Origin of the sequence: Paenibacillus sp. LHD-38, from assembly GCF_031157315.1 — a bacterium.
Taxonomy (GTDB): Bacteria; Bacillota; Bacilli; order Paenibacillales; family Paenibacillaceae; genus Pristimantibacillus.
Map to the genome: position 1 here is coordinate 1 of NZ_JAVIFU010000061.1, position 17,155 is coordinate 17,155.

16 protein-coding genes are annotated in these 17,155 nt (G+C 50.7%); 3 read left to right on the plus strand and 13 right to left on the minus strand.

Translation table 11 applies throughout. The features are described 5' to 3' along the window. Positions 1–113: 113 nt before the first annotated feature. Both RCO25_RS30295 and RCO25_RS30300 read right to left on the minus strand, forming a co-directional pair. Positions 114–254 carry an S-layer homology domain-containing protein gene (locus tag RCO25_RS30295; RefSeq protein ID WP_308999810.1) on the minus strand — a complete coding sequence of 47 codons (141 nt, stop codon included), beginning with the start codon at positions 252–254 and terminating at the stop codon, positions 114–116. Between the two features lie 103 nt (positions 255–357). Beyond that, positions 358–1,005: an outer membrane protein assembly factor BamB family protein gene (locus tag RCO25_RS30300; RefSeq protein WP_308999811.1), complete on the minus strand. Its 648-nt coding sequence runs from the start codon at positions 1,003–1,005 to the stop codon at positions 358–360. Between the two features lie 267 nt (positions 1,006–1,272). Between RCO25_RS30300 and RCO25_RS30305 the strand changes: the two genes are divergently transcribed. After that, the gene (locus RCO25_RS30305) at positions 1,273–1,494 is read left to right on the plus strand and encodes a PspC domain-containing protein (protein ID WP_308999812.1); all 222 of its coding nucleotides are present in this window, start codon (positions 1,273–1,275) and stop codon (positions 1,492–1,494) included. Between the two features lie 118 nt (positions 1,495–1,612). After that, on the plus strand, positions 1,613–2,281 hold the full coding sequence (locus RCO25_RS30310; RefSeq protein WP_308999813.1) for a PspA/IM30 family protein: 669 nt from the start codon (positions 1,613–1,615) through the stop codon (positions 2,279–2,281). Between the two features lie 93 nt (positions 2,282–2,374). Here RCO25_RS30310 and RCO25_RS30315 read toward each other — a convergent pair whose 3' ends face one another. After that, positions 2,375–3,193, minus strand: coding sequence for a PPK2 family polyphosphate kinase (locus tag RCO25_RS30315; protein WP_308999814.1), 819 nt, complete (start codon positions 3,191–3,193; stop codon positions 2,375–2,377). A 20-nt stretch (positions 3,194–3,213) separates the two neighbouring features. Then, a complete protein-coding gene (locus RCO25_RS30320; protein ID WP_308999815.1) occupies positions 3,214–3,900 on the minus strand; it encodes a M50 family metallopeptidase in 687 nt (228 codons plus the stop codon). Positions 3,901–4,019: 119 nt separating this feature from the next. On the opposite strand from RCO25_RS30320, the gene RCO25_RS30325 reads away from it, so the two are divergent. Then, positions 4,020–4,835, plus strand: coding sequence for an alpha/beta fold hydrolase (locus RCO25_RS30325; protein WP_308999816.1), 816 nt, complete (start codon positions 4,020–4,022; stop codon positions 4,833–4,835). Positions 4,836–4,947: 112 nt separating this feature from the next. Here the strand turns inward: RCO25_RS30325 and RCO25_RS30330 are convergent, their stop codons facing one another. From RCO25_RS30330 to RCO25_RS30370, 9 genes are all read right to left on the minus strand, one after another. Then, the gene (locus RCO25_RS30330; RefSeq protein ID WP_308999817.1) at positions 4,948–5,577 is read right to left on the minus strand and encodes a hypothetical protein; all 630 of its coding nucleotides are present in this window, start codon (positions 5,575–5,577) and stop codon (positions 4,948–4,950) included. A gap of 219 nt (positions 5,578–5,796) precedes the next feature. Continuing rightward, the gene (locus RCO25_RS30335) at positions 5,797–6,330 is read right to left on the minus strand and encodes a type 1 glutamine amidotransferase domain-containing protein (RefSeq protein ID WP_308999818.1); all 534 of its coding nucleotides are present in this window, start codon (positions 6,328–6,330) and stop codon (positions 5,797–5,799) included. 70 nt (positions 6,331–6,400) lie between these two features. Then, a complete protein-coding gene (locus tag RCO25_RS30340; RefSeq protein WP_308999819.1) occupies positions 6,401–11,347 on the minus strand; it encodes a DUF4132 domain-containing protein in 4,947 nt (1,648 codons plus the stop codon). 24 nt (positions 11,348–11,371) lie between these two features. Further along, positions 11,372–11,794, minus strand: a complete 423-nt coding sequence (locus tag RCO25_RS30345) for a hypothetical protein (protein WP_308999820.1) — start codon at positions 11,792–11,794, stop codon at positions 11,372–11,374. A gap of 189 nt (positions 11,795–11,983) precedes the next feature. Continuing rightward, positions 11,984–12,847, minus strand: a complete 864-nt coding sequence (locus RCO25_RS30350) for an STM4011 family radical SAM protein (protein ID WP_308999821.1) — start codon at positions 12,845–12,847, stop codon at positions 11,984–11,986. After that, positions 12,844–14,199, minus strand: coding sequence for an STM4012 family radical SAM protein (locus tag RCO25_RS30355; RefSeq protein ID WP_308999837.1), 1,356 nt, complete (start codon positions 14,197–14,199; stop codon positions 12,844–12,846). The genes RCO25_RS30350 and RCO25_RS30355 overlap by 4 nt, the downstream gene beginning before the upstream one ends. Positions 14,200–14,216: 17 nt before the next feature. Next, positions 14,217–15,002: an STM4013/SEN3800 family hydrolase gene (locus tag RCO25_RS30360; protein ID WP_308999822.1), complete on the minus strand. Its 786-nt coding sequence runs from the start codon at positions 15,000–15,002 to the stop codon at positions 14,217–14,219. 6 nt (positions 15,003–15,008) lie between these two features. Next, positions 15,009–16,217 (minus strand): STM4014 family protein, encoded by a 1,209-nt coding sequence (locus tag RCO25_RS30365; protein ID WP_308999823.1) that lies wholly within the window; start codon positions 16,215–16,217, stop codon positions 15,009–15,011. Continuing rightward, positions 16,217–17,056 (minus strand): STM4015 family protein, encoded by an 840-nt coding sequence (locus RCO25_RS30370; RefSeq protein WP_308999838.1) that lies wholly within the window; start codon positions 17,054–17,056, stop codon positions 16,217–16,219. The genes RCO25_RS30365 and RCO25_RS30370 overlap by 1 nt, the downstream gene beginning before the upstream one ends. Positions 17,057–17,155 lie beyond the last annotated feature (99 nt).

Below are 17,155 nucleotides of genomic sequence, written 5' to 3' on the forward strand. Positions count from 1 at the left end.
TTATACCATAAAACAGTAGATCTAATGTCGGGTGATTAAGGCGGCTTTAGCCGCCCTTCACCCGAAGCACCTTACATCCCCATAGCTAAAGCAAGGGGTTTTTCGGCGCTAAATTATAAATGGGCTGCTTTCTGAGGCGTTTTCAGCTTCTTCGAAAGCATGGCAAGGAACTGCTCCCTAGTTACCTGAGTATCAGGACGGTAGGTGCCATCCGCAAAACCGGTCACAACGCCGGCTTCCGCAAGTTCCTCCACTGCGTCTTCGCCCAATGCTTTTTCAGGTCGGAAAAAACACTCTCGTCGGACCGGGTAACTCGAATTTCGTATAGACTCAGCTCGCTCGCTGCATCGATTACCGCTACATGAAGATCATTGGTAATGCCGCTCGCAGTCCAATCGTTTTAACCGATCTTTTTGTGGATACAATGTATACCTTATCCTCCGTTAAACCCTGATGCTCTACCAGTGCAGAGACATCCTGCCGTTCAAATGCAAGTTTACCGTCCGAACGCAAAACAATCATATGTTCCGAACTGTTGCTTAATAGAATATAAATCAATCCGTTACGCTGAACTGCAATCTTTTCAAAATCCGAGTATGGCATTTCATATTCCCATTTTTTTACACCGTCTGTCTGAAAAGCGTATAAATTGCCACTTGAACCTACATAAATGCCCCCGTCTGCTCCTAGTTCGAGCTGACCTTCCTGATTTTGGTACTTGCCGTCCAAAGAACGAACTTCAGCGGTCCACAGCTGCTTGCCGGCAGGGCTAAAAGCATAGAGCTTCCCTTTCTCAGATAGGATGTACAACGTGCCGTCCTCAGCAATAACCGGCTTTGCGGCCACTCCCCCCTCGATACTGTTGCTCCAGCGCTCTGCCAAATAGGAACCGACAGGTTGAGCTGCCTCCGCGTTTACGGAGATTGGAACCACTAAGGTTGGAAGACACATGACAAAAGCGATAAGCAAAATAACTGCTTTTTTATAATAGAAACGTCTATCCATATTAGCCTTTCCTCCCATTACTACTAATATTTCTCTATTAAAGCTAGATTCATAGTAGTGGATAGTTGAAAGGCTGTAAAGGAAATTGGCCAATTGCCATTATATATCCAAACTGTAATCTATATTCTTTCCACTTCTTTCCCCGTCGTTTGTCGCACTAAGGCCCGCCTTAAGCCTAGTTCCCAAAACAGACCCCGGACCGTTTCGGAATTCTGATGCACGCTCTAGAATAAAGACATAGATGAGCACGAGGAAAGGATGATAAATATGAAAAAATTATTTCGTTCAACGACGGACAGCAAGCTAACCGGTCTCTGCGGAGGTATCGGACAATGGCTGGGCATTGATTCTACCATCGTAAGGCTGCTGGTCGTCATTGCCGCATTCTTCAGCTTTGGAGCTGTCCTTTTGGCGTATTTCATCGCCACGCTGTTTGTACCGAAAGCCCTAAACAATGATTTCAGATTCACTGACCGATACCAAGCGTAAACGGTTGTCGCCGACCATTGGCGTAAAAGCTCGTTTCGCGGTGAACGATAAGAATCTAGTTAAGTTGGAAAACTTATAAATTTTATATTTTTAAACCAATTTGGGGAGAGATGATAGAATGGGAATTTTACAACGTGTAGTCAGCATGACGAAGGCCGCGACGAATGAGATGCTCGACAAGTTCGAAAATCCGGTTACCATGCTTAATCAATATTTAAGAGATCTGGAAGAGGAAATAGCGAGCACCGAACGTGAAGCTGCGCGGCAGCAGGCGCAGCAGCGGATATTGCAGGCAAAGCTCGCCGAGCTGAAAGAGCAAGCTCATTACTATGAGAAAAAAGCTGAGCAAGCAGCGGCCGAGGAACGAGAGTCAGAAGCCCGCGTTGCACTTGAGGCGAAGCTTCTTTATTTGGACCAAACGGAAGAAACACATAAGCTTATGAAGTTCTCGGAGCAAGCCGCTATTGAGCTTGGGCTGCGCGCTCAGGCATTGAAGGAAGAGAAAACACGGCTGCAAGGAAAGCGTACGGAGTTAGTCGCCCATATGCAGCAGACATCCAAGGCACCCGGATATTCATCGGCTCCTTGGCATGATAGCGCCGCTTCTAGAGGCTTTGACAGAATTGAACAGAAACTAATGGAACGTGAAGCGGAAATTGAGCTTGCCAAAGGACGATACGGGCTGGATTCAAGCCTGCAAGGCCATGATCAACAGCAGGAGCAGCGCAGTGCCCGCGTCGATGAAGAGCTGAAGCGGCTTCTTCAAAAAAAGAATAGCGGCAGCTAGCCTTTATTTAAAATAAGCAAGGGGCTTTCCCATTCATCTTAGATGAACGGGAAAGCCCCTTTTCAGTTCGCTTCCTCTTATTCGCTCCGCTTCCTAAGCCTCTTCCGTCTTGAGCTTCATAAGCAGCGGCTGAAGCTCTGGATTGGCGGGCGGCTCCTTTAAATCAAGGCTTCGCAGCACGTCCACGGCGATGCGCAATACGGCATAATTGCGGTACCACCTGTTGTCGGAGGGTACAGCATACCAGGGCGCAGCCTTGCTGCATTTCTCGAACAGCTCCTCATAGAGCTCGCTATACTGGTTCCAAGCTTTCCGTTCCTTCAGGTCGGAAGGATCGAATTTCCAGTTTTTGCTCGTGTCCTCGATCCGGCTAATCAGCTTCTCGAGCTGAAACTCCTTCGAAATATGCAGGAAGATTTTGACCACCTTAACGCCGCTGTCCGACAGCATCCTCTCAAAATGGTTGATATGCTTAAACCGTTTCTTCGCCTGCTCGTCAGTCACCTTGCCATGGACTCTTGTAATAAGCACTTCCTCATAATAGGAACGGTTAAAGACCGCGATCTGTCCAAGGGCGGGTACAGCACGGTGCGCTCTCCACAAAAAATCATGCCGAGCCTCCTCCTCCGACGGCGTCTTGAAGCTATGGGCGGATATACCCTGCGGATGAAGTCCGGCAAACACTTTTTTGATGACTCCATCCTTTCCGCTGCAATCCATCCCTTGAAAAATAAATAAAACCGCATGCTCTTTACTCGCGACCAGCTTCTCCTGCAGCGCCTGCAGCTCCTGCTCAAGCTCCTTTATTTCCTGCATGACTTCTTCCTTATTATGAAAGCGCCCCGTATCTTTCGGATCAATATCGGATAATGCCACCTGTTTCTGCTCAGGCAGCTTATGGCTTTTTGGCATTTTCTCACACCCTCCCTTGTCTATTTACTTATTTGTATCCCCGACCCGCTTCGCCTAAACAAATAACCAACGGCTATTTTGGCACACCAAAGCGAGAAGCCGCAAAACAAGGCCGCCCATACAAACCCCGGCACGAATGTGGATTGGCTTAAGCTGGCTGCATCGCCTGCTGACGCAGGGTCAGTGACAGCAAGATAAAGCAGAATAAATGGACTAATGATAGACTCCACCAAGCAAATAAAAGCAATCAGTAAATAATAACCGCTTCGAAGCCAGCTTGGTGCGGCAAAATAAATAAAGGCCGTTAATGCCGTAAAGCCGGCACTCCATGCCATGCCATAGTCATTGCGCACGAATAGCGCGAGCGCCGCGCCCGCAGCTATGGCAACGCAAGCTAAGCCGAAGCTCCCTTTCCCTCGTGCATGGAGATAGAAAAGCAGCAGCGCGAACAATGCGGAGCCCATGTACCCGGCAAGCGCAATCGGAATCAACATCCAGTTGTTCGTATAGGAGGTATAGGTTACCCCGCTCTGATCCGCGTACAAATAAATATGCATGACGCTGCCTTTAAGCAGCAAAGTTACGACTGCATGGGCAAGCTCATGGACCAATGTATTCACATTTTGAAAAAAGTCCGAGAAAGGGATGAACCGCGTCAGAAAGATAGTGACGATTATAATAAGCGCCATCCTTAGCCAAGAAAACATGCTTTAGCCTCCAATCTCTTGTCACCATTTTACTCCTTCATACGCGGTAAAAAAATTTATTTTTCAAAAGCTGCTTAATTGGGTAAGAATAAACAATAACCGCGAAGAGGAGAGATACTATGGGACATTATATTGAGGTTGAGAGAAAAGTAAAACTCTACGTTGAGGATATCGGCACCGGCATCCCTGTTATCTTCCTGCACGGCTGGCCGCTGAACAGCCGAATGTTTGAATATCAGTTCACCCTGCTGTCAGAGCAGGGATATCGCTGCATCGGAATTGACCAACGCGGCTTTGGCAAATCCAGCGCTCCGACAGGCGGATACGACTATGACCGACTAGCGGATGACGTGAAAGCGGTCATCGATTATCTGAGTCTGGAGCATGCCTTTCTGGTAGGCTTCTCTGTAGGAGGTGCCATTGCCGTCCGTTACATGGCGCGCCACGGCGGCTATGGCATTCAAAAGCTTGCTCTTCTTGGCGCAGCCGCTCCTTCCTTCACGCAGCGGGACGATTACCCGCTTGGCATGAAGCAGGGGAAAGCCAATGAGCAAATCGCTGCCGCCAAGAAAGACCGTCCCGAAATGCTTAGGGGCTTTGGCGAGATTTTTCTCGCGAATACCGCACAGCATCCGATATCCGATCCGTTTAAGGATTGGCTCCAGCTGCTTGGCCTAGAGGCATCAGCCTGGGGGACCGTTCGTACCTTCGAATCGCTGCGCGATGAAGATCTCCGGGCGGATTTACTGCAAATTAAAGCAAATACGACGATTTTCCACGGCATGCTCGACAAGATTTGCCCGCCGGAATTCGCCACGGAGATGCTGAACAGCATCGATGGCTCAACTCTCGTCACGTTCGAGCAAAGCGGCCACGGCATGCTCTATGATGAGCCGGTTAGATTTAATAATGAGCTGCTAGAGTTTTTAAAGTAAACAAACGTAAACGGCTGATGTCATCCTCTATGGCAAAAGCTCGTTTCGCGGAGATATAAATTCTTATTCAATCAAAGAAAGAGGAGCCGGTTTAACGGCTCCTCTTTCTTTGCTACTGTGCTGTGACATCAGTCAGCTCCTGGTAGTATTTATTTAATAAATAATGAAAGCGCTGAAAATCGCCCGACAGCACTTTTATTTTTCTTTTGATCCTCGTTTTCCGCTTCTGGTCATGCTCCTCCAACTGAAACTGATCGATGTATCTATCCAGCTTCTCCCTAAGCGTAAGGATCAAGCCGATCTCTGTATGCGAATGCGCCATATCCAGCAGATCCGCCGCTAGCGCTTCTCCCAAATGATCCATCATTTGCCCCGGTTTATGTAAAGCTTTATCGATTATGATCTGATCGGGCGTCGAGTCCTCCCGGTAATCCTGCCCCGGCACCTGTCTCCAGAACGCTTGCCAATTCTCTAATTGGCCAACCTCGTATAATAAATATTTATGAAATCCGCAGAGCCATGCGGTACAGCTCGTATTTCGAAGCTGACACCCCACGCCATCGGATAGATGCTGGCAATCACGGCAGCAGGAGCCGCTGTTCGCAATGCAAACCTTGCAAATATGATCCGCTCCCCATGCTTGCAAAGTCAGCATGCCGTTGTCAATTAGGGAAGATCGGCTCACCCGTAAGGACGGTCTGCCTGCTTGGTCTACCTGTTCATCTAGCGTAGAACCTTGCATGTAACTCCTCCTCCTTTATTGTCCAATAGCAAAAGCCCAAGCTTGTACATAACTTGAAGTATACCCCACCTCTCTGCAATAGACAATTCGGCTATTCTGCCCACAAGTGAGGCCAGTCTAACCTTTATTCAAAAACAAAAAAGCCGGCTTCGAATCCGCTTAGATCCGAAGCCAGCCTTGTCTTTTCCCTATTCCGCATACTCTCGGTTAGTCCTTAAATTACCAAGCATTTACGCCAAGCTTGTCGATCGTTTCACGGATAAAAGCAGGCTCGTCCTCCGGCGTACGGGACGTAACGAAATTGCGGTCCACGACAACCTCTTTATCAACGAAGTTCCCGCCTGCTGCTTCAATCTCTGAGAACAGGCCGGGATAGGCAGTCAGCGTTCGGCCCTTAAGCAGACCAGCCGCCTCCAAGATCTGCGGACCATGGCATATTGCCGCAATCGTCGTTCCGGCTTGATCAGCCTTCTGTACGAAAGCTTGCACAGCCGCATTATCCATTAGGCGGGAAGGCGATTTGCCCCCTGGAATAATAATAGCGGAATAATCATCCGCGTTCGCTTCCTCAATGCCCAAATGCGAGGTATATACGATCGATCCCTGCTTGCCCTTCAGCTCTTCGTTGCTGTTCAAGCTAATAATAACGGCCTCGTGGCCATTTTTCACCATTTCATCATAAGGGTTCTTCATCTCGGAATCTTCAAAATCATTGGCCAGCAGAAACGCTACCTTCTTTGCTTGCGTCATCATTTGCACACTCCTTTCCATATTCACGCCATGATGTACTATACCCTGTTTGACAATATTTGAAGCAAGTTATTTATACTTGAAGCTGTGCTAAAATTTGTGGATCCTTGAGCTTCGTATCCTGCGCCAGCAGCATGATTTTGGACAAAATTTCTGCCGTCTTCGGGTCCTCGTCCATAAAGGGCAGGAACAATCTGCCGCGATGCTGCGAATGGACGGGAATGATCGCGAGCGCGCCTTTTGCTTGCTTATAAACGGTACCGCTGCCCAGATGAACGCTGTATTCGCCAAGCTTGCCCGCAATCAAAGCATGATTGCCCTCAAGGCGGACATTCGTGATCTTCAGCAGGCGCAGAGATTCGGTTACGATAGCCATTCGTATGCCAATCGTCGTAAGACTTGCTTCCGGGTCGACTCCGCCAACATGAGCCACGCTGACAACCAAATCGACGTCTCTCATCACCTCGGAGAAGATTAAGCTTGGCACCTGCGCAATCGCAAGCCCCTTCAAGGTTTTTCGATCAAAGAAACGAACGGTCTCCAGCGTCGGACTTTCAATATCGGAAGGGGAGAACCAATCGGCTAAAGCGTAAATGCTGGCTATAACATTCTCCTTATAAAATACCTTCTGCAGGCCTTCCTCATAGCTGACCGTCCATTTTCGCCCTTTGAGAAGGCTGAGCGTTTTGCGGGGCTGTACCTGATGGCCCGCATAGCGCCTCGATAATGATCCGCTCGCAAGCTCATCTACGGTTGGTAAATAGAGTTCTCTGAAAACTTGCTTAAACGGCTGCTTCACTTGACGGTCAAATAAATCCTTCTGGTAGCTGCCCCATTCGCCGCTCTCATACAGATGGAGAGGATGCGCAATCACCAATTGATCGTTTTCCGTTATTTGATAGTTCTCCGCTTGCGGGCTCTCGAGCATTCCCTTATCGAAATAACCAAAGTTCTGGTTTATTTTAAATACCAACGCATACACTAACGGCGAAAGCACCGGATTTTGAACCAGCCTGCTGATCTCCCGTAGCGTAAAGCTGCTTCCGCTCACCATCGAGCGTTCAAGCTCCGCGCGGGCCCTTTTATACTGGTCAGTCAGCTCCGTCTTCGTTTCTTTAAGGGCAACGATATATTCATGCTTCTTATAGGCGGCAGGCACCGACTTTAAAGTCTTGCCCTGCTTCATAACGCGAATATCCGTCTTTCCTGACTCATCGATGACGAGCTGTGCCGATAGCTGTTCATCCAGTGCATGCGGCTCAAAATAATGCAGAAGCTCATCCAGCTTCCTGCCCTCCATATCCCAGGTTAAGCGGATGACATCCGCATAGCCGGCATTTCGCGCGAGATTATCGAGCGCAATGCTGGATGCCTTCTCCTCGCTTGCCCTCCGTTGGGCGCCGAATGCTTTGCTTTCCTTACAAAACCGCTGGATAAAGGAATAACGCTCAAGCACTTCACGCGTTTCCTCGCCATCCTCGCTCCACGGCAGCAGGCTGTAGCTGAGCAAAAGATCCTTGTTTCGCTTCTCCGCAACCTGGGCCTGAAGCTCGCCCGCGTTCAGCCTGCCGAGCACAGCGTCCGCAAACAGCTGCGACCGCCGATGATTCGCTCCAGCGGAAATGTATTTTGCGCATTGGTACAGCAGGCGGAAGCGTTCTTCCCCAAGCTCGTAATAAGCTTGCCTAAACCAATCGATGTCAAATGCGCCATCGTTGAAATCCTGCGGCGCAATCGGTGAATATTGAGCAACGATCGTCTCCTTCTCCGCCGAAAACGATTCATTAATATGCGCATGGAAGTACCAGGCCGCGCTCCGCAGGCCGCTCCAGCCGAGACAGCTTGATACGAGCTCAACCCACTGCGGCGCATACATTGCGGCTTCCAGCAGCCTTGTCTCTGAAATACCGCTATCCTGCAGCAGCTCCCGCAGCATTGCTTCGTCCTCGCCATTCCTGGGATGGCATACCTTGAGCAGATGGCTGAACGTTTCCTTCCGGGTAATATCCTTGCCATATCCGTAAATATAGCCGCGAACGAAAGCTTCCTTATCCAGCCCTTTCAAAATCGCAATAAAGTCGTTCATGCCCTCCACATGCTGAATGCTCGTCGCCAAATGGGTTACCTCTGTAGCCAAATCCCCTCGATTCAGCTCCAGCTCCAATATGCGCCGCACAATTAATTCTTTGACCGCGTTCAACTGCGGATATTGTTTATTCAGCTTGCCCTTCGGGTTAGTCAGCTGTCTGATATGGCTGCTGCTATGCGGCCTTGCAACAAGCTCTTTAAGCAGTTCATTCTTATCGATGATGCCCAAGCTGAATGCGCGGGCAAAATCCATCGTATCCAGAAGCTGAATCTCGAAGCCAAACATCTCATACAACGGATAAAAGATGTGGAATAATTGAGCAAAGGATACATCGTAATCACTGCTTGTACGCAGCTCCTTTCTCCAAAATTCCGTAAACAAATCAAGGAGCCTGCTCTCCTCCTTCACGCGCTCGGCCGGAAAGCAGCGCATGATCAAGCTCAGGAAATGCTCCGCTGCATCAAACCAATCTTTCCCGCGGCTTTCTCTCACATATGCACTGATGATTTCATAAACCTGCATGCGGTATGGAACGTTCTCGGTTAGTAAGTAAGTCTCGCGCAGCAGCTCCATCGGATACAGCTGATCAAGCAGCTCCTTGCGCCAGCCCTCGGCCGGCTCATAGGCAGCTGCATGCCAGCGCTCCTGCTCCCCGTAATAGTACCGGTAAAGGGAATCCGCAGAGCGGAAGAAATGCAGCTGCAGCAGCTCAGCCGGTCCAAAGCCGCTTTTCTCCAAATAGTCAGCCCACACCTGTGCGAGCGGATAGCGTTCCAGCGTAGGCGTGGCATCACTCGTCTCATATCGCCATTGCAAGCTCGTAAGCTTGGCTCCAACAAGCAGTGTCTCCTTTGCGCCTGAATAATCTGTTGTTTCGTATTCATGCTCGCGATGAAGATGAACAAGATCCGCCAAGCCTTTAATAAAGCTGCCGATTTGCTCCGTCGTTAAATTAAAATAGCGTTTGCCCGCTTGCAGCGCGGACATTGGGAGCTGCTCTTTCCCCGATAACTCTTCCTGTGATGCCTCCGGATTAAACAAGCCAATTCCGTTGCTGAGAGTATAGACTGTCTGCTGCTTCAGCTTCGCGATCAACAGCCGCTCTTTGTCGGATGGAGCTTCGATTAAATCGACCTCATCCTTCATGAATCCCGAGAGCTGGGCGAGAGCAGGCTCATCCTTCATTTCGGTTAGCAGTTCAAGCGCCGCTAAGCGCTGAAGCTCGTTTCGGCTTTGCAGCAGCATCGCGAGCACGGCTTCGAGCTGTCGAGCGGATTGCTTCAGCAGCAGACCGATCGCCCCTTGCCGCAGCGCCCCCGTCTTCAGCTTGAGCAGCGATGCCACGGCTTCGATTTCATCCTCGTTCAGCTCAAGCTCGGCCGCCTTTTGCATGGCGAGCTCGCGGTTGGTCATGCTTTTATCCGATAAGCATGCAATCAGAAAAGAACGCTGGGCGCTGCTAGAGGGATCATTAATGAAAAATTTTAGCAGCTCGCCTCTCATATCATGGCTAAGCCTATCCTTCAGCGCGAAAATCTCCGCAAGCCATTCCTGATCCATATCGTAAGCGGTCAAATAGAGAAGCTTGCGAATAACCGTATCCGCAGAGAAGGTATAGCCGACCCAATGAAACACCTTGGATCTTTCTTCACTTACCTTCAAGGGCATGCCGCCCAGCATCGCCATGAATTGCTCGAATTGCCGCCTCCGCACCGTTTTCTCCGCAAGCAGCACCGATTTCCTGAACACCAGCCGCGTGTAGGTTCCTTTAGGATCGCTCTCCCAAGTATAGGAGTAGTCGAAGGTATAGTTCATTACGACCCAATATTGCACTTCTTTATGAGGCTCGCCCAGCCAATCCTGGGCAATCAAAAAACGAATATCCTCGTTCTGCGACTGTGCCAGCATATACTGCGCAACGATTTTGCGATAGTTTTCATCACTCGCCATAATGAGGCTGATTTGCTCATAAAGCTGCTTTTCCTCATGTACGGCAATCGCCCACAGACTCATATAAAGCTCATTGACGTCACCGCTCGCAAGCCCTTCCCGTAAAACAGCGGGATCCGCGAGACACTGTGCGGCATAGGCAATATTTTGCCTTGCTACCCTAGCATTCGAAGCTTCCAGTCCGAGGCCCGTCCAGACATCCAAAGCCCGAATTACGGAGCTGTAGCGAATGAGATCATGCTCGGTAACAACCTCCATCATGTAGATCATGGCTTCGATCGTACCCTCATCCATCGCTTCGACGATGCTTTGCCGCAAGCCTTCTTGCAGCCTAGCTGCAACTAAGAGCTCTCCCATCATGCGGTAGGCTTCGCGGCTGTGGCTGAGGAAGATGCCCGAGATCATGCTCCGGGACAATAACGCTGTGTTGTTATCGCCGTATATTATTTCTTTTAATGCGTGGATAATGGCTTCATTACCATTGTCGATTCCGTATGCAATGATATCCGCAATGGCCATTGCCGGAAATTGATGCTCATTTTCTGATATGTAATTTGGCTTCGCCAAATAATCCGCCACCGAAAAATCCCGTGCATGCAAATAAAATAAAGAAATCATTTTGGTTAGCAGCCGGTCCAGATGCAAACGCTGCTCCTTCGTTCGGAACGGCCTGCGCGCATAACCGGTGCTGTATGGATATTCTGCGGCATGCTCCGCTATATATCGAAAAACATGCGCATATCCGTCATCCAGCAGCTCATCGATTACAGCAACAAGCGGCTCAAACAACGGCTGCTCCTCGCTAGAAGCCAAAATAAGCAGCTGCTCCTTGATCTCTGCATTGATTTCATAGTCGTTGTATCCTCGCTCGCTTAGTTGGATAAGCAAAAACGCCAACCGCTGATGCGGATCGGAAAGCGAAATGACAGCCGCCTTATCCTTCATTTGTTGAAAATACAGCTTTTGTTCCGCTCTATCCATCTTCACTGCCTCCTTAACATGGTACTACCACATGGATCCCGCCAGCATCGTAAACCGAATGAATGCCAGCTCGTCCCCGCCCTGCAGCATAAGCGGCATTTCCAAATGCTCAGCCTCGCTGCCATTTATAAATACCCGGTACAATCCGTCCTTGAAGGCAAGCAGCGCAGACGAAACCGCCTCTTCCTCGTCCGCCTTCCGGTCGTTATCAAGCGATCCGTTGCCCACCTTTCCGTTTACGCCCTGCAGCTCAATGTCAGCCTTCGTTAGAAAAGAAACAAACGGCACATCGCTCTTTCGTTCATTAAACTGCCGGACATTTTCGGATACGATATCTATAATCAACGACCTCAGCGTCGGTGGCGGCTCCGTTAGCTGCCACGCCAAACGGTCGAGATGGTTTTTTCTCTTACCTAAGCTTTTAACCGTTATGAACACTTTTAACACAGCCGCACCTCCAGCTTAAGAAATATTTTATATGCACATCGTACCATATTAAGGAATTTCGTTTCCAAGCAGACGATCCATGCCCATGCCGATAGAAAAAAAGCTGCCGGGAGGCGTTATTTCAACACCTATCCCAGCAGCTTTTTTCTCATTTGGCATATATTCCGTAACACGATAAGTATATCCGTTCTATCGCGCAAAACCTGCCGGTATCCGCTCAAGCAGGCGATCCCCGTAAACATGGTCCATTGCAAGCTCCGGCATATGAATATAACCAATATAGCAGCCGCATTTTTTCATCCCGCATGGACGCTCTTCGGATAGCCCCTCCAGACCGTCTCGATAGAGATGTCCGATCACCTTGCGGTCGCTGTAGCACCGCTTGACGATGCCGGCCCCCTGCACGTAAAAAACATTGGAGCCTGCTCCGCAGCGCCTGCCGAGGCTGTCGTAATCGGGAATATTCAGCTGAAAATAAGGATCAATCCGGGTTAAATAGCTGATCTCATCTTCAGTGTAATAGCCTTTGCGATCTTTAAAGGCATTCACCCAAAGGTACACATCCTCCGGAAGCAGACTCCTTAGCCGCGCAATCGCGTCAAAAGCGCTGCGGATGCCGACCGAGCCTACGCTAAACGCGATCCCCTGCTCATAGAGCTTCATGCACTGGCTCAGAAACTGAGCCTCACTCGTTTGGCCTGGGTGGTAGGTCACCCAAAAAGCCGCCTTGTCCTTTGCCAGCTGCCGCGTCCAATCCAGCTTCGCGGATAGATTCGTTTGCACAGCTACCTTCTGCACATGCGCAAGCCCGGACAGCTCAATCATGGCCTCGCGGTACCACTTGTGCACAAGCACCTCTCCGTACGGATTAAAAAAAATCGACAGCCGGTGTCCGGCAGCTCCCTGCTCGCGAACCCAGCCCATGAAGGCAAGCAGCTGCTGCTTATCCTTCTCCAGCGTCTCCTTGCTATCCTTCGTTTTGCTGAAGGGACAATAAGGACAGTCATAATTGCAGGATGACATCGCTCCGCGGTAATAAAGCACCGCGTTCATCGAATGACATATCCATTCATCAGCGCCCTTACGTCACCCGAAATAAACTCGTCACCGATTGCATCGGAATAAGCCATTCCCCTCGTTGTCAGCCGAAGGACGCCGGATGCAAGCTCGGCTAATTCAATGCTCAGCAGCTCCCGCAATTCGGAATGCTCGCCCAGCGCATCGCTTCCGAATCTCTCTTCGTACGCCGAAAGCGCCAAGCCTTCGCGGTGCAGCAGCGCCTTCAGGATGAATCGGCGTTTTTGCTCGGCTGCGCTTAGTCTAAAGCCGTAGTCCGCCGCAGCATGGCTCTCAGCAGATACGTAGTCCTCGATAATGCTCCTTGTTGCCGCTGCGCTCACGCCGTATCGCGAAGCGTAATGAACATCCCGAGTATACGAACGCGCGCCGCAGCCAAGTCCGGCCATCCCTTCCTCCTGACAGCTGAAAGGAAGCACGTTTTTGTGAGCAAACGACGTATCCTTTGCAAAACGCCGCATCGAAAACTGCTTATAGCCAGCCGCCTCAAGCCGCTGGCGGGCGATGTGATACAATTCAAGCCGAATATCCGTCCCTGCGCTCCGTATTTGCTCCGGCTTTAAAATCGTATTCTCCCGCGTGTAGAGCGGATAAATGAAAATTTCGCCCGGCCCGTAGCTGATCGCCTTCTCCAGCGAAAATAGCCATGAGTCGGCGGTTTGCCCAGGCAAGCCGTAAATCAGATCAATATTAATAAGCGGAAAGTGATAGTCAAGCAGCTTCTCAAGCGCATCCTCTGCTAGACGCGGCTTCTGCGGGCGGTATATGGCAGCCGCCTCCTCCTCGACGAAGCTTTGAATGCCCATGCTGACACGGTCGACCAGCCGATCCTTAAGCACCTGCATCCGATCCTCCGTTACGGTCTCCGGCGATGTTTCTACCGAGATCGAAGCCTGCAGCGGATCAAGCCCCATCGTATGCTCGGCTATATCAAAAAGCCGTTTCAGCTGGGTTGCTTCCAGGAGCGTCGGTGTACCGCCGCCAATCGCAAACCGCGAGAACGTCCGTCCTTGGAACCATGGCGCCCATTCCTCTGCCTGCCGCTGGAGCGCATCGACGTATTGCGTATGCACATCGGTACGGCGGTCCGGAAGCGTGAACAGGTTGCAAAAGCCGCAGCGGGCTCCGCAAAACGGAATATGCATGTACAAAAAATAGTAGTCGGTCCGATCCTGCTCCCACAGCTCCTTTAAAGATTGCGCAGGCTGTAATTCCCGATAAGCCGTCTTATGCGGGTAGGAATACAAATACGAACGGTATGGAGCTTGTGTCCAGCGCTGCTCCAGCTTACGCAGCTCGGGAGAAGATCGTAACGATGATGATTGCAGCAAGCCGCTTCCCCTCCTTATTCCAAAATAAACTCGCGATACGGCACGTTCCATACCACCTCATGGGCAAGCCGGTGTCCTTCATAGCCATCCTCGCCATAAGCCGTCCCATGATCAGAGAACGCAAGGCATAATGTTTTGCCCCTGCGCCGCATCGCTTCAAACAAAACGCCCAGCTGGCTGTCAACATAACGCAAAGCCGCCCGCTGCGTCTCCACGGAATCCTGCTTTGCCCCCGGGACAAAGTAATGGTTGGGTCCGTGCATGGCCGAAATATTCATAAACAAAAATAGTCTTTCGGCCGGATCGGCCTTCTCCAGCAGCTTCAGCGCGTGATTCACCTGATGCTCGGCCGACCGGGGATTGGTTACGCCGAAGGTCATCCGCCAGTAGCTCTCTTGAAAATAACTCGGCAAAACCTTAGCCAGCTTATTCTTTTTCGTAAAAAAAATGACGCCTCCGATGCAGATCGTACGGTAACCCGCCTCCTGCAAGCCGGATACGAGATCCGGGGCATCAAATAACCATGTATGAGGGTGCGTTTTGAGCCCCGTATCTTTCGTATGGAAAAGCCTTACATGGGAAGCTTTGTCCGTATTAGCCGGTGTCGGCAGAAAACCGCCAAAAAAAGCATGATGGGCCGCATAGGTAAAGCTGCCCGGCGTATGTCGCTTCTCCCAGCCTCCTTCCGCACAGAGATTCGGACAATTGGCCTCCTCAAGCTTAGCCGCGTCATAGCGCAGCGTGTCGAGCGTAATCATCAAAATATCGTGGGTACCCACGATTTGGTTCATATCCAGCATACCTGCTTATTCCTTTCTCAGCAGCTGCCGCATTTGCCACTCGTAGGTGTTCATCCCCTCATACTCGGCGCCATACAGCAAATCGCCGAAAGGATTGATGTCTATCGCGTAGGTCATGCCGCTGCCCCTTTGAACGAGTACATCGACCCCTGCGGAAGAGCTTCCTGGAAATGCGCGGAGAGCGTCTTCCGCCGTCTGCTTAACCGCCCGCTTCACCTCATCCGAGAGAAGCCGGTCGACATCCATGCTCCGTTCGTTTCGCAGATGCAAATTGGTGATAGGCGTGCTGCTTAACCGCAGTACGGTGTGGCAGGCTTCCCCGTTGACAACGAGCTGCCGCACGTCAAATGACTTGCTCTCGAAGCTTTCCTTCTCGATCCAGCGCTCGATATGCGCGCCTTCACGGCAAACCCAATCGATGATTCGCCGGATATCCGAAGGCTCCCGGTAACGCCGCAGCAGCCCCGCGTTATAAAAGCTGGTTCCGCCAGCGCTTTCTTCCATGCCGATCGTTGTAATGGCAAGCTCTTCGCCGCTGCGCGGATTCATCTGATAAGCGATAACGCCCGCTGCTCCCGAGCCGCAGGCGAGTTTAATGAACAGCCGCCTCATTCCGCTCGCTTTAATGGCAGCTTGAAGCGCTTCGTAGCTTTTTATGGATCCGACAGGAGCTGGCAATGCCGGCAGCTTCAGGCCGCGACGCTCAAGCAGCTGCCAGCAGGTTCTTTTGTCGAACATATTAGCGATGCTTCCCGGTGAATTCACCCAGGTAACGGAAATCCCGGACGCCTTCACCTCTCGCTGCATGGCAGCAAGGAAGCGGCAATAACCGCGATACCACTGTGCCGGATAAAATAACCGGCCATGTTCGGAAGGCAGAAGGAGCGCCTCCGCCGATGAAATCGAAATGCTGTTCGGCAAAGAGCCCGCCGACCAAAACACATCGTCGCCGCTTCGGTCGGGAGCTCCCCATGCGATCAGCTCCCGCTCCACGGCCTTATTCTCGCCAGGCGCGTCAAGCCGGAGGATCATTCCCCCCTGCCCGGCGTGCTTTCTTAGGGCATCTCCTATGTAAAGCGTGCGATTGAGCAGCTGCTCATAAGGAAGCACAACAGCCGGCGCAAGCCCCAGCTTGCTTCTTGCAGCCTGCAGCCCCAATGTCCGTTTATTGGATGGATTTCCGACGAGTAGAAACGTTTTCTCGAAATTGTCCATTATTCCGTAAGGAATGGATAACGCCAGTCATCTTCATCCGTTTCCTGCTGGTCTGTCACATTTACGGACAAGCCCGATTGCTCCCAGCGAAGCAGCATCTCGTCGGACATATAGTGATAGCTCAGATCAAGATGCTTCAGCTTGCGGATCCGATTGCTTGCCAGCAGAGCTTCTCCGCCTTCATCGGTCAAAGTGCCGTAAGACAAATCAAGCGTATCCAGTTGATCCAGAACCTGTGCATCCGCAATCGCAATCGCGATTTCATCCTGGATTTCACTGTCCTTCAAGCCCAAATATTTGAGCTTTGGAAATAGATCTCCTTGAAGCAGCGGAAGAACATCCTCTATGCCGCCGTCAAAGCCATAATCCTCAACGCCCAAATAAAGCTCCAGCTTTCTGAGCTCAGGCAGCCTCGCGCTCGTTATTTCCTCTAGCACGGATCTCGGCAGGCCGCCGCAAATGACGACCAGCTCCTCCAGCTTCTCGTGAACGAGAGGCTGCAGGCTCAGCTCCTGGCTGCCTTTAATGGAAAGGGATTTCAAGTTAGGAAATGCTTCAAGCAGCGGCGAGAGATTCGTCTGGTTAATCCAAGATACCTCGCACTCTTCAAAGCCCATATCGCCAATAAATAATTTCGTTAAGTTAGGAAAAGAATCCTTATGGCTAATCAACGTTTCCAGAAAGCTATCCGGAGAATTTTCATACGCCTGACCCCAATCGCCAATCGTTAGTATAGACAGCTTCTCGCCATCCGGGCTCGATGCCAGTTTTTCGATCAAGCTGGACATCCTTACCCCTTCTTCATACTCGTCATAACCTACCGATAAGCGAATTTCAATCAAGTGTATCCCTCCAATTGTTTCCATATGACGGTAGCGTAACATGGCATTTTTCAGTGCGTCAATGGTCCCATAGTCACATCTGTTTATGTACATGCC

Bases quoted from the DNA above. Each gene is read 5' to 3' on its own strand.
- RCO25_RS30300 (WP_308999811.1), bottom strand. From the start codon at position 1,005: ATGGATAGACGTTTCTATTATAAAAAAGCAGTTATTTTGCTTATCGCT.
- RCO25_RS30305 (WP_308999812.1), top strand. From the start codon at position 1,273: ATGAAAAAATTATTTCGTTCAACGACGGACAGCAAGCTAACCGGTCTC.
- RCO25_RS30310 (WP_308999813.1), top strand. From the start codon at position 1,613: ATGGGAATTTTACAACGTGTAGTCAGCATGACGAAGGCCGCGACGAAT.
- RCO25_RS30315 (WP_308999814.1), bottom strand. From the start codon at position 3,193: ATGCCAAAAAGCCATAAGCTGCCTGAGCAGAAACAGGTGGCATTATCC.
- RCO25_RS30320 (WP_308999815.1), bottom strand. From the start codon at position 3,900: ATGTTTTCTTGGCTAAGGATGGCGCTTATTATAATCGTCACTATCTTT.
- RCO25_RS30325 (WP_308999816.1), top strand. From the start codon at position 4,020: ATGGGACATTATATTGAGGTTGAGAGAAAAGTAAAACTCTACGTTGAG.
- RCO25_RS30330 (WP_308999817.1), bottom strand. From the start codon at position 5,577: ATGCAAGGTTCTACGCTAGATGAACAGGTAGACCAAGCAGGCAGACCG.
- RCO25_RS30335 (WP_308999818.1), bottom strand. From the start codon at position 6,330: ATGATGACGCAAGCAAAGAAGGTAGCGTTTCTGCTGGCCAATGATTTT.
- RCO25_RS30340 (WP_308999819.1), bottom strand. From the start codon at position 11,347: ATGGATAGAGCGGAACAAAAGCTGTATTTTCAACAAATGAAGGATAAG.
- RCO25_RS30350 (WP_308999821.1), bottom strand. From the start codon at position 12,847: ATGAACGCGGTGCTTTATTACCGCGGAGCGATGTCATCCTGCAATTAT.
- RCO25_RS30360 (WP_308999822.1), bottom strand. From the start codon at position 15,002: ATGCTGGATATGAACCAAATCGTGGGTACCCACGATATTTTGATGATT.
- RCO25_RS30365 (WP_308999823.1), bottom strand. From the start codon at position 16,217: ATGGACAATTTCGAGAAAACGTTTCTACTCGTCGGAAATCCATCCAAT.